Source organism: Psychroserpens sp. AS72, from assembly GCF_038900375.1.
Lineage (GTDB): Bacteria > Bacteroidota > Bacteroidia > Flavobacteriales > Flavobacteriaceae > Psychroserpens.
This window is the reverse complement of record NZ_JBBMRC010000013.1, coordinates 86,598-99,740: the sequence shown is the minus strand read 5'-3', so window position 1 is coordinate 99,740 and position 13,143 is coordinate 86,598. Positions and strand designations below refer to the sequence as shown.

Here is a 13,143-nt window from a genome sequence, read left to right as displayed (position 1 = left end):
CTGTGCAAACTAAAGTCGATGCATTTAACTCAAATCCTTTCTAAAATCTAAATGTATTTTAGAAGAATTATTACATTCATTTTCAATAATGAATGCTAGTAAATTAATGTACTAAATCCTACTCTTAAAATACTTAAACTTTCCTTTTGAAACCTGAGTGCTTTTTCTATCTTTAAAGTCTCCCTTTTAATTAGTAAATCCAACAACAAAAAAATCTTGTTATTGGGTATTCAACCTGTTTCCATAAAATAAACTAACAACATTAATGTCAGAAGACCAAAAACAACAAGTACTAAAACAAACGCTGTGGAATATTGCCAACGACCTTCGTGGTAATATGGATGCAGACGATTTTAGAGATTATATATTAGGCTTTATTTTTTACAAATATTTAAGTCGGAAAATGGAACTCTACGCTAACGTGATTTTAAAACCAGACGGTTTAGATTACGATACTATAGAAGCACATCCAGAAGCTGAAGCTTTGCTAGAAGCTATTAAATTTGAAGCTTTAGACAAATTAGGTTATTTTTTGAAACCATCAGAACTGTTTAGCGAGTTGGCTAAACGTGGTAACTCAGGTAACAAAAACAACTTTATTCTTGGCGATTTAGCAAACGTGCTCACCAACATAGAGCAAAGTACAATGGGAAGCGAAAGCGAAGACGATTTTGGTAACCTGTTTGAAGACCTAGATTTAACAAGTTCTAAATTAGGTAAAACAGAAGACGCTAAAAACGAACTGATAGTAAAAGTAATCACCCATTTAGAAGGTATCGATTTCGATTTAGAAAACTCAGATAGCGACATTCTTGGTGATGCTTACGAGTATTTAATTGGGCAATTTGCTTCTGGAGCAGGAAAAAAAGCAGGTGAGTTTTATACACCACAACAAGTCTCTAAAATACTAGCGCAATTAGTAACTACAGGTAAAACTAAATTAAAAAGCGTGTACGATCCAACCTGTGGATCTGGATCCTTACTATTACGTGTAGCGAAAGAAGTAGGCGACGTAGGTGAATTTTTTGGACAAGAAAGTAACCCAACCACCTATAACTTGTGCAGAATGAACATGATTATGCACGACGTACATTACAAACGTTTTGATATTTATAACGAAGACACCTTAGTAAACCCAAGCCCAAACCATATAGACAAACGTTTTGAAGCCATAGTTGCTAATCCACCATTTTCTGCAAATTGGAGCGCAAGCCCATTATTTATGAGCGACGATCGATTTTCTGCTTATGGTAAACTAGCACCAAAATCTAAAGCTGATTTTGCTTTTGTGCAACACATGGTACACCAATTAGATGATAATGGAACCATGGCTTGTGTATTACCACATGGTGTTTTATTTAGAGGAGCAGCCGAAGGACACATACGTAAGTTTCTAATAGAAGATAAAAACTACTTAGACGCAGTAATAGGTTTACCAGCAAACATATTTTATGGTACAAGCATACCAACTTGTATTTTAGTACTCAAAAAAAATAGAAAAGAAGATGTCACCCTGAGCTCAGTCGAAGGGCAACCAAAACTTAACCTACGTCATTCTGAACTCGTTTCAGAATCTCATCCTAAACGTAACGAAAGCATCCTATTCATAGACGCAAGCCAACATTACGAGAAAGTAAAAACACAAAACGTATTACAAGACGAACATATTGAAACTATTGTAAACACATACAGAGCATACTGTCATTCAGACCATAGCGAAGAATCTCAAGCTAACATAGATAAATATTCATACGTTGCTACTATAGCCGAAGTTAAAGAAAATGACTACAACCTAAACATACCACGTTATGTAGATACGTTTGAAGAAGAAGAACCTATAGACTTAACCACAGTAGCCAAAGACTTAAAAGCATTAGATGCAGCCATAGCAAAAACAGATGCTACTATTGCCGACTTTTGCAAACAGTTAAACATTGATACTCCTTTTTGACAATTTTTGTCATCCTGAACTTGATTCAGGATCTCATGATTAACTAAATGTTTAAAAGAAGCAACAAAACTAAATGAACAAAACAACAAAACATAATATCACTGTCACTTCGAGCGCAGCCGAGAAGTCTCAACCACGTGTACCCAAACTACGCTTTAAAGAATTTGAAGGGGAATGGGAAGAGAGGAAACTAAAAGATTTCACTAAAATAAATCAAGGTTTGCAAATTGCTATTGCAGAAAGGTTTATGGAAGAAGCAGAAGGATTACATTTTTATATTACAAATGAATTTTTAAGAGCAGGTTCAACAAAAAAATATTTTATAAAGAACCCAACTGAATCAGTATTGTGTAATGAAGATGATATTTTAATGACAAGAACTGGAAATACAGGTCAAGTTGTTACAGGAGTCAAAGGAGCTTTCCACAATAATTTTTTTAAGATAAAATTTGATTCAGATTGTGATAAATGGTTTTTATATTATTTTTTAACTGATTATAAAACGCAGCACACAATTATGAAATTAGCAGGAACTTCAACAATTCCTGATTTAAATCATGGTGACTTTTACAGATTAAAAATCAATCTTCCCAACCTCCCAGAACAACAAAAAATAGCCAATTTTCTAACAGAAGTAGATACCAAACTACAGCAACTAACCACCAAAAAAGAAGCTTTAGAGAAATACAAAAAAGGCGTGATGCAACAACTGTTTAGCCAACAATTGCGCTTTAAAGCTGATGATGGTAGTGATTTTGCGGATTGGGAAGAGAAGCGTTTGGGAGAGGTTGCTACTTTCCTTAAAGGAAGAAATATTTCTAAAGCAGATATAGTAGAAAATGGAACTTTAGAATGTATTAGATATGGAGAGTTGTATACAGAGTATGCTGAGTTAATTTCAAATATTAAATCTAAAACAAATCTCAGAGCTGAAGATTTAGTTTTAAGTGAAAGTAATGATGTCATAATTCCTGCTTCAGGAGAAACACAAATAGATATAGCAACTGCATCATGTGTTTTAAAAAGTGGAGTTGCTCTTGGTGGAGATTTAAATATAATTAGAACAAAAATTGATGGAGTATTTCTTTCTTATTATTTAAACAATAAAAAGAAATTTGATATTGCAAGGTTGTCTCAAGGAATTTCGGTTGTTCATCTTTATAGTAGTCAATTAAAAACTTTAAAATTAGAACTTCCATCCCTAAAAGAACAACAAAAAATAGCCACTTATTTAAGCGCCATAGATTTAAAAATAGAAGCGGTACAAACGCAATTAACCAAAACGCAGGCGTTTAAAAAAGGCTTGTTGCAGTCGATGTTTGTTTAAGATATGGAGAGAGCGCATACTAATAATAATTTTGGGATACTTATAGATGGCTACAAAAAAGATAACCCATATCTAGACACTATGTTTACTAAAGAATTTAGTGCGCCTTTTAAATATAAACAACAGGGAAGCGTTGCATTATCAACTACATTTGAAAATTGTACTTTCAATGAAGATGTCAAGATAGTAAGCGATGAAAATAAGCACTGTGTATTAACTTTTGTGGACTGTATTTTTGAAAAAGATGTTATAGCAAAAGATGCTGTAATGCAAGGGAAAGTGAGATTTAGAAATTGCCATTTTAAAGGCTATGTAAACTTTAGAAATACCACTTTTAATGCACTTTTAGATCTTTGGCGTTGTAGGTTTGAAAAAGAGACTATTTTTTACAAAACAGACTTTATGGATATTGTAGTCTTATCTGCAGTAACCTTTAATAAAAGTGTTTTGTTTACATATGCCTTAATAGATAAATTGTTAATTCTGAGAGGTACAAAGGCAGAAGCAGGCTTTGATTTATCGTTAGCAATCATTTCTGGTGATTTGAGTGTGTTTAATTTTAGGCTTAGAGCTTATGAAGCTTTTGATGTAACGATATCTGCTAGAGAAGAACTTAAGAGCAGTAAAGAGAAAACGTTTGATGAAATTTATGAAGATATATACGAAAAAGCTGTATCAGAAAAAGGTGTTATTCCAATTAAAAACCAGAGAGAAACATATAGGATATTGAAGGCAGAATTTGAATCGAAAAAAAGTATTGCACAATCATTACAATATAAATATTTAGAAAAAGAGACTTTTAGAAAAGAATTAAAACAGAAATATATAGAGTATAAAAAAGAGGATAGTTTCAAAAAATCATTTGCGAAACTTAAATACAATGTATCAAATTTTTTGGATAGAATTAACTTAAAATTGAACAAAATCTCTAACAGTTATGGGATTTCATATGGTAAAGCATTTGCTTTTATAATTGGTTTTGGTTGGTTGTTTTTTTATTTTTCTCTAATTGCTACAGATTCTTTTGAGTTTTCACTCAATCCTTTAGAATGGGAGTTTGATAAAGGCTTAGGTTATTTTATACAATATTTAATTCCAACTCATAAATTTGATTATATGGGAGAAGAAGTTAAACTCACAAGTTGCTTTTACCTTTTTGATTTTTTTGGAAGAACTTTTGTTGGATATGGTATTTTTCAATTTATACAAGCTTTTAGAAAATATAGATAATTATGTACAAAATAAACACCATATCAAACGACATAGAAAAACTTGAAGAACGCTTATTTAAGGATTTGGGTTTTAGAGAGCGTGACCATTTGCAAGAATGGATAGCCAAAAACCCAGAAGTTTTAGGAGAAGACTTACTTATTATTCAAAAGGAGTTTAGTGGCTTTAATGATACCAATGAGCGTTTAGATTTATTGGCTTTAGACAAAGAAGGAAACCTTGTTATCATTGAAAACAAGTTAGATGATTCTGGTAGAGATGTCACTTGGCAAGCTTTAAAGTATGCATCTTATTGTTCTACATTAACCACTACGCAAATTTTAAATTTGTTTCAAGATTATTTAAGTAAAAACCAAACAGATGAGATTGCAGAAGGTTCTGTAAGAGTTTTTTTAGAACAACAAGATGAAGAATTGTACTTAAACTCTGGAGACCAACGCATTATTTTTGTAGCTAATCATTATCGCAAAGAAGTGACTTCTACTGTATTATGGTTACTAGATCACGACATAAAATTGCAGTGTTTTAGAGCAACACCTTTTACCGAAAATGAAAATATATTTCTTCAAATAGAACAAATCATTCCGCTTCCAGAAACGGAAGAGTTTATGATTGATGCGCAAGAAAAGAAACGCGAAGATTTAGAAAAAGGAAAAGGGTTATCTGAGACTAAAAAAACGCAACTAGAGTTTTGGAAGAAATTTAAAGACCATTTATTACAACATGACGACATACAAAAATTACAAACACCAAGACCACAATATTGGTATGATGTGGCTTTGGGTAAGTCTGGTGTTCATCTTTCAAATATATTTAATGTTAGTAAAAATGAATTAGGGATAAGGGTTTACATTTCAGGTAAGAATGTAGAAGAATGGTTACCGTATTTTGAGGAGCACAAGGAAAAGGTTGAAAGCATTATTGGTACTCAATTAGTATGGAATCCAAATCCAGATAATAAAGATCAAACGATTGCATTGTACAGGCAGTTTCAACTTAATGATAGAGATAATTGGGATGAAGCTATAGAATGGTTAGCAGATAAGACCATTAAATTTAGAACGGTGTTTATGGAATTAATAAGAAGGAAATGAGTGAAAAAGTAATGGTTGAAAGTAATAATGAAAAAATAGATATAAAAGACTTGAAATCTGTTTTAACTAAGACAGGTACTATCATAAAACATAATAATGAACTAACAATTGCTAAAGGTGAACACTTCAATCTATTTTCAGTTTTAAAAATTGAAACAAGAGAAAATAATACACACTCAGCTTTTTTAGCTGAACTTCTAAACCCGAAAGGTTCTCATTTGATGGATGATGTGTTTTTGAAGTTGTTTCTTAACTCTATTAAACATAATGATAAGTTTGAACCTGAAGATGAAAGAAAATTTAATACAAGCAAAGCATTTGTCAAAGTAGAACATAGTGTTGGATCTATCGACTTACATAATAAGCCAGATGAAGACCCAAGTAAAGCTACTGGTGGACGAATAGATATTTATTTAAAAGATAAGAACGAAAATATTATAAGTATAGAAAATAAAATTCATGCAGATGATCAAGAGGCACAAATTCAGCGTTATTGTAATCACGAAACACATAGGAATACAGTGTACTATTTAACACTTAAAGGAGATAATCCTACAGAATACAGTAGTCTAAATTTAGAAGCTGATAAAGATTTTTATAATATTAGTTACAGAGATGATATTATTGATTGGTTAGAGTTATGCCTTAAAGAGGTTCCAAATTTCACAGGACTTCGAGAATCAATAAATCAATATATTTTATTAATAAAAAAGCTAACACATATTTTGAATAAACAGGAGCAAAAAGCATTAAAAGATACTATAGTAAATAATTTAGAAGAGTCTAAGTTTATTGCTGATAATTATCCAAGTGTCGTTAATGATATACGTGAGGGATTTAGAGAAGACCTAGTTTTAAGATTGCAAGATTATCTTGGCTCAAAGATATATAGTGTAAAAAGTGATTTATCAATTTATCATGTTTATTCAAAGATTTGGATTCATTTCAAAGACCGAAAAGATATTCCTTTTAGTTATTGTGTTGAGCCTTTTAGTGGGAGAAGCAACGGTCATGACAGTGGTAGAATGTTTGTTGGACTATATGGACACGATAAGGCAAAATGTGAGGCTATTGAAAACCCTACAATACTCAATGATGTATGGCAACATGTGCATTGGCTTAAAACAGCTAAAGGTAATAACTTGCATTTAAATTCTGTTAAGCTCCTTAAAGCATTATATAATCAAGAATCTAGTTTATATAAAAACTTAGTTGATGAAGTCTTTAATCAAATAGTTGAATTTATAGAAAAAACTAACATCTATATTTTAAAAAATGTTGATATTGTTAAGGATAAAAAAATATGACCAAACAACCTGAAGCCATCCTAGAATACAACCTTATCCAGCAACTCGTTGGTTTAGATTACCAATTGGTAAAAATACCAGATGGCAATGCTTTAGTGTCTAATTTAAAAGCACAATTAGAAGGGTTTAATAAAACGGTGTTTTCTACTAAAGAGTTTGATACTATTTTAAACCATTTAGCAAAAGGCAATGTATTTGAAAAAGCTAAAACGCTACGTGATCGATTTAATATTACTAGAGACAATGGCGATAGTTTTTATGTACGCTTTTTTAATAATGAGTATTGGACAAGCAATTTATTTCAAGTCACCAATCAAATCACTCAAGAAGGCACCTACAAAAACCGCTATGATGTTACGTTGTTAGTAAACGGTTTGCCATTAGTACAAATAGAATTAAAACGTCGTGGTTTAGAAATTAAAGAAGCCTTTAACCAGATTAATCGTTATCAACGTCATTCATTTTGGTCTAATCATGGTTTATTTCAGTATGTACAATTGTTTGTTATTAGTAATGGTGTAAACACTAAATATTTAGCCAATAATAAGTTGCAGTCTGTAAAGCAAACCTTCTTTTGGGCAGATGTAAACAATAAAAATATTACCGATTTAACCGAGTTTGCCAATTCATTTTTAAAGCCAAACCATTTGGGTAAAATGATTGCGCAATATGTGGTGCATAACGAAACGCATAAAATACTAATGGTCTTACGTCCATATCAGTTTTATGCAACAGAGAAGTTAGTAAATCAAGTCGCTACAAGTAACGATAACGGTTATATCTGGCACACTACAGGTTCTGGTAAAACGTTGACGTCTTTTAAAGCAAGTCAGATTATTATGAACTTGCCAAATGTACATAAAGTGGTGTTTGTAGTAGACAGAAAGGATTTAGACTACCAAACCATGTTGGAGTTTAATAGCTTTAAAAAAGACAGTGTAGACGTTACAGACAATACACAATCTTTGGTAAGGCAGTTAAAAGACAATTCTAAATTGGTGTTAACCACAATACAAAAATTAAACAATGCGATTTCTAAAGCTAATTATGAGAAAAGCCTAACCCATTTACAAGATAAAAAAGTAGTCTTTATTTTTGATGAGTGTCATAGAAGTCAGTTTGGAGATACACATAAAGAGATAACCAAATATTTTAAAAACAGTCAGCTTTTTGGTTTTACTGGAACTCCAATTTTTAAGGATAATGCTTCAAAAAATCATTTAGGAAAACGTACCACAAAAGATTTGTTTGGTAGTTGTATGCACAAATATGTGATTACAGATGCTATTAAAGATCAAAACGTATTACGTTTCGGGATTGAGTATGTTGGTAAATACAAACAAAAAGGAAATACGTTAATAGACATAGAAGTTGAAGATATTAATACTGCTGAGGTTTTTGCTGACGAAAAACGTTTAGAAAAGATTGCAGATTATATGATTGCGTATCACAATCAGAAAACCTTTAATAAAGACTATTCGGCTTTGTTTGCAGTGAGTAATATTGATACCCTAATTAAGTATTACGATATCTTCAAACGTAAAAAAGAAGCAGGAGAACACGATTTACGTATTGCAACCATTTTTTCTTACGGAACTAATGAGGATGACGAAGATGCACAGGATTATATTCCAGGAGACCAATTGCCACAAGCAGCAGAACCAAATTTAGCTTATAAAACAAGTCATACAAGAGAAAAGTTAGATGCTTATATTTCGGATTATAACAAAATGTATAATACTAGTTTTTCAACTAAAGATAGTCAGCAGTTTGAAAACTATTTTAAAGACATAAGTAAGCGTTTAAAAGAACGTGAAAAAACAACCTTTCAAGATAAAGATAGATTAGATATTGTGATTGTAGTAAACATGATGCTAACAGGTTTTGATGCTAAAAAAGTAAACACACTTTATGTTGATAAAAATTTAAAGTATCATGGTTTAATACAAGCCTATTCTAGAACGAATAGAATTTTAGGTGAGCAGAAATCACAAGGAAACATTTTGTGTTTTAGAAACCTTAAAAAAGCTACAGACGAAGCAATAACGTTGTTTTCAAATAAAGATGCGATAGAAGATATTATTTTACCACCTTACGAAACCATTGCAGAAAAGTTTGATGACGCTTTAAAAAATCTATTAGAGATTGTGCCAACGTTTCAGAGTGTAGATACATTGCCAAGTGAAACCGAAGAGTTACTGTTTATAGAAGCTTTTAGACGTTTATTGCGTGCTAAAAATGTATTAGAATCTTACACAGATTTTGATTGGGAAGATTTGGGTATTGACGAGCAAACTTTTGAAGATTACAAAAGCAAGTATTTAGATTTACATGATAAGGTTAAAAACGATAGAGAGAAGCATAAAACGTCTATTCTTGATGATATCGATTTTGAATTAGAGTTAATCCATCGTGACCAAATAAATGTAGCTTACATTTTACAGCTATTAGCCAAACTAAAACATTCTAAATCAGCCGATGCAAAAGCACAGAAAAAGGCAATTATAGATATGTTGTCTGGAGATATACAATTACGTAGTAAACGTGAATTGATAGAGAAATTTATTGAAGAAAACTTACCACATATTAATGATGTGGATGCTATACAAGATGAGTTTGAACGATTTTGGCACGAAGAAAAAGTATTAGCATTATCTAAAATGTGTGATGAAGAACAATTAGACCAAAAACAATTTCAAGCTTTAATAGAAAGTTATACCTATTCTGGTCGAGAACCTTTACGAGATGAGGTTTTTAAATGTCTAGACAATAGACCAAGTATTTTAAAAGCAAGAGAAATAGGAGAACGTATTCTTGATAAAATGAAGGAGTTTGTTCAAGTATTTGTTGAAGGGATGACAGCATAAATGAAGTCAGTTTATTAAAATACATACCCAAAATGACACTAACCCAACTCCCAGGAACCTACAACATCACAGGAAGCAATCAAGATTCAGACCAAGCAATCTACAAAGGTACTTTAGAATTAACACTAGACGAGAACAATAGAATAATTGCCAAATGGTTAATCAACAATAACCAAGAACAATTAGGTACTGGCTTTTTTAAAGATAATATATTGGTCATTAATTTTAATTATAGAGGAGATGATGCCATTGTTTATAAAGGCGTCGTTGTATATAAATGTATGACCAATGGTGTTTTAGAAGGGTTTTGGTCTGAGAAACATGGTAATCCGTTGTTTTTAGGCACTGAGTGTTGTTTCAGGATTGGTACACAACAAGAGTTTGTTAATTAATGTTTAGCGTCAGCATAATGTTATAGTAATCTGTTCTTAATTCGCTTAGCTGGGAAAACTGTATAAAAGTGAAAGTCTTTAATGTTAGCGCAATTCAATACCTTTTTTTACTATTTCCTTTTAAAACGAGCTTTGATTTACCTTTGGTGAATCTTCGCTAGGAGAGCTGTATAAAAGTGAAAGTCTTTAATACTAACGCATTTCAATAGCCTGTTTTATGCTATATCGCTTTGAAATGAGCTTTGATTTACCTTTGGTGAATCTTCGCTAGGAGAGCTATACAATAGAGAAACCCACAAAACTACGTTTTGTTGTTGGATTTTTTTATGCTTATGCGCTTTGAAGCTAGCTTCAGCGCAACGCATAAAAAAACCCAGAACATTAGTTCTGGGTTTCTCTGCTGTAGCGAGAACGAGATTTGAACTCGTGACCTCTGGGTTATGAATCCAACGCTCTAACCAACTGAGCTACCTCGCCATTATTTATCTGCGCTCTAACCTCCCGATCGTTATCGGGAGAGCTACCTCGCCATTTTGAGAGTGCAAATATAAAAACAATATTATTGTGTGCAAACATTAAATGCGCAAAATATTTTTTTTCGTATTTTGTATAAAACTCAACAATTAATGTATATATTGACAACATAATATTATACCTATGGAAGACAAAGTTAAAATTGAGATGGAGTTCGTAATACATGCATCGCCTCAACTTTTATATCAATATATATCAACACCTTCAGGCTTGTCTGAATGGTTTGCAGATAATGTAAATTCTCGAGGAGAGTTTTTTACATTTATTTGGGATGGTAGTGAAGAAACAGCAAAACTATTAAGCAAAAAAAGCGGAGAACGTATTAAATTTAGATGGATGACTGACGACGAAGATGGTTCATCTACCTATTTTGAAATAAAAATACAAGTCGATGAAATTACTAAAGACGTCTCTATAATTGTAACCGATTATGCAGAGGATGATGAAATTGAAGAGGCAAAAATGCTTTGGGCTAATCAAATTTCAAGTTTGAAGCAAGTTTTAGGTTCTGCTTAGAAGCATTATCTTTTATAAATTTTATATTTGTCTCGACTAAAAATCGAGACTTTTTTTATGATAAATCTTAATGGTGAACTGATTGAAAACACACCTTTTATTTCTTCGGAAAATAGAGGTTATAAATATGGTGATGCTTTATTTGAAACCCTAAAAGTAGTTCACGGTAAAATATTATTTTGGGAAGATCATTATTTCAGATTGATGTCTTCTATGCGAATCATGCGAATGGAAATTCCAATGAACTTCACCATGGAATTTCTTGAACAAGACATCTTAAAAACGATTAATGTCAACGGAATGGCAAAATCAACAGCCAGAGTTCGATTAAATGTTGATAGAGGTGAAGCTGGAAAGTACCTTCCGAAGACAAAAGATATCAACTACTCTATTAGTGTTGAAAAATCAGATAATGATTTTTATACCATTCCAAAAACAGAGCAGTACTTAGTAGACTTATACAAAGATTATTTTGTTGCTCCAGGTTTATTATCCACATTAAAAACCAATAATAAAGCGATAAATGTATTGGGTAGTATTTATGCAGAAGAGAACTTATTTGCAAACTGCCTTTTATTAAATACCAATAAAAATGTCGTTGAAGCCCTAAACGGAAATATATTTCTAGTGTCTGGTGAGCAGATAAAAACACCTCCTATTGCAGATGGTTGCCTTAATGGTATCATGAGAAAACAAATTATTGAAGTGATTGCTAATTCTGGAGATTATACAATTGAAGAAGCATCTATCTCACCTTTTGAGCTTCAAAAAGCAGATGAATTATTTATAACGAATGTAATTGTTGGGATTCAGCCGATTTTAAAATATCGCAAAAAGGAATTTAATACTAAAATTTCCGAAGATATATTGAAACGTTTAAATACGAAGTTGAGGTTGAGTTAACCTTTAATTATAGCTAGGATTCTCAGGAGCATTAGACCAAAGCGAATAATCGCCTCCAAGTTCTAACATTTTTTCTCTCCAAAACGTGCCACAGCATTTCTCGATAAGCTCATTTTTATCAACATTTTCTGAAACAATCCATGCGTTGGATTCTAATTCATTGTCCAGTTGTTTTGGTTCCCAACCAGAATAGCCAAGAAAAAATCGAATATCTGAGTTTTTTAGGCTTTTGTTTTTTAGTAATTGTAAAACAATTTCAAAGTCTCCTCCCCAAAATACACCATTAGAAATTTCTATACTATCAGGAATGAGTTCTGGTACTTGATGAATAAAGTATAAGTTGTCTTGTTCTACAGGACCACCATTATGAACTTTGAAGTTGGCTTCTGTTTCTGGAATTAAGTCATTAAGTGTGTAGTCTAAAGGTTTATTTAAAATAAAACCAATAGAGCCTTCTTCATTATAATCGGCCAATAAAATAACAGACCTATTAAATGATATGTCGCCTATAATAGAAGGTTCGGCAATTAAAAGATGTCCTTTTTTGGGCTTGGATGTAATCATCATATATGATTTCTATACTAAATCTAAAACATATTTTGTTAATAACCTACAAAATGTGCTATTATGTAGTGTTGTAAAACAAAAAAGCCCACTTAAAAGTGAGCTTTTTATAATCTATTTTAAGAAATACTAGTTTACAGCACCACTTAAATCAGAACCAGCTTTAAACTTTACTACGTTTTTCGCTTTGATCTGAATCGTTTTTCCTGTTTGAGGGTTTCTTCCTTCTCTTGCAGATCTTCTAGAAACTGACCAAGAACCAAATCCTACTAAAGAAACTCTGTTACCTTTTTGTAAAGATCCTTCGATATCAACTAATAATGAATCTAATGCTTTTTTAGCTGCTGCTTTTGTAATTCCAGCGTTTTCAGCCATTCCGTTGATTAAATCTGTTTTGTTCATAAAATTATATTTTAAATTGTTAAAAAAATAGTTGGGTTAAACTTAAATGTTAATCC

The 13,143-nt window shown here is 31.8% G+C and carries 11 protein-coding genes and 1 tRNA gene; 9 read left to right on the top strand and 3 right to left on the bottom strand.

Going from position 1 to position 13,143, the window contains the following annotated elements:
• Window positions 1-265: 265 nt before the first annotated feature.
• The 7 genes from WNY78_RS17590 (at window position 266) to WNY78_RS17560 (ending at window position 10,168) form a co-directional block, all read left to right on the top strand.
• Window positions 266-1,951, top strand: coding sequence for a type I restriction-modification system subunit M (locus WNY78_RS17590; protein WP_342874534.1), 1,686 nt, complete (start codon window positions 266-268; stop codon window positions 1,949-1,951).
• Between the two features lie 73 nt (window positions 1,952-2,024).
• Complete coding sequence (locus WNY78_RS17585) at window positions 2,025-3,278, top strand: restriction endonuclease subunit S (protein WP_342874533.1); 1,254 nt, start codon at window positions 2,025-2,027, stop codon at window positions 3,276-3,278.
• Window positions 3,279-3,281: 3 nt separating this feature from the next.
• Window positions 3,282-4,508 (top strand): pentapeptide repeat-containing protein, encoded by a 1,227-nt coding sequence (locus tag WNY78_RS17580; RefSeq protein WP_342874532.1) that lies wholly within the window; start codon window positions 3,282-3,284, stop codon window positions 4,506-4,508.
• Window positions 4,509-4,510: 2 nt separating this feature from the next.
• Window positions 4,511-5,602 (top strand): DUF4268 domain-containing protein, encoded by a 1,092-nt coding sequence (locus WNY78_RS17575; protein ID WP_342874531.1) that lies wholly within the window; start codon window positions 4,511-4,513, stop codon window positions 5,600-5,602.
• The gene (locus WNY78_RS17570) at window positions 5,599-6,909 is read left to right on the top strand and encodes a PD-(D/E)XK nuclease family protein (RefSeq protein WP_342874530.1); all 1,311 of its coding nucleotides are present in this window, start codon (window positions 5,599-5,601) and stop codon (window positions 6,907-6,909) included. The genes WNY78_RS17575 and WNY78_RS17570 overlap by 4 nt, the downstream gene beginning before the upstream one ends.
• Window positions 6,906-9,776, top strand: coding sequence for a type I restriction endonuclease subunit R (locus WNY78_RS17565; RefSeq protein WP_342874529.1), 2,871 nt, complete (start codon window positions 6,906-6,908; stop codon window positions 9,774-9,776). The genes WNY78_RS17570 and WNY78_RS17565 overlap by 4 nt, the downstream gene beginning before the upstream one ends.
• A gap of 32 nt (window positions 9,777-9,808) precedes the next feature.
• Window positions 9,809-10,168, top strand: a complete 360-nt coding sequence (locus WNY78_RS17560) for a hypothetical protein (RefSeq protein ID WP_342874528.1) — start codon at window positions 9,809-9,811, stop codon at window positions 10,166-10,168.
• A 403-nt stretch (window positions 10,169-10,571) separates the two neighbouring features.
• Here WNY78_RS17560 and WNY78_RS17555 read toward each other — a convergent pair.
• Window positions 10,572-10,645: transfer RNA gene (locus WNY78_RS17555), tRNA-Met, on the bottom strand.
• Window positions 10,646-10,825: 180 nt separating this feature from the next.
• Here WNY78_RS17555 and WNY78_RS17550 point away from each other — a divergent pair.
• Window positions 10,826-11,218: an START-like domain-containing protein gene (locus WNY78_RS17550; RefSeq protein WP_342874527.1), complete on the top strand. Its 393-nt coding sequence runs from the start codon at window positions 10,826-10,828 to the stop codon at window positions 11,216-11,218.
• 57 nt (window positions 11,219-11,275) lie between these two features.
• Window positions 11,276-12,121 carry an aminotransferase class IV gene (locus WNY78_RS17545; RefSeq protein ID WP_342874526.1) on the top strand — a complete coding sequence of 282 codons (846 nt, stop codon included), beginning with the start codon at window positions 11,276-11,278 and terminating at the stop codon, window positions 12,119-12,121.
• Between the two features lie 3 nt (window positions 12,122-12,124).
• On the opposite strand, the gene WNY78_RS17540 is transcribed toward WNY78_RS17545, so the two are convergent.
• Together WNY78_RS17540 and WNY78_RS17535 are read right to left on the bottom strand one after the other, a co-directional pair.
• Window positions 12,125-12,685, bottom strand: coding sequence for a YqgE/AlgH family protein (locus tag WNY78_RS17540; protein ID WP_342874551.1), 561 nt, complete (start codon window positions 12,683-12,685; stop codon window positions 12,125-12,127).
• A 129-nt stretch (window positions 12,686-12,814) separates the two neighbouring features.
• A complete protein-coding gene (locus tag WNY78_RS17535; RefSeq protein WP_040281014.1) occupies window positions 12,815-13,087 on the bottom strand; it encodes an HU family DNA-binding protein in 273 nt (90 codons plus the stop codon).
• Between the last annotated feature and the right edge of the window lie 56 nt (window positions 13,088-13,143).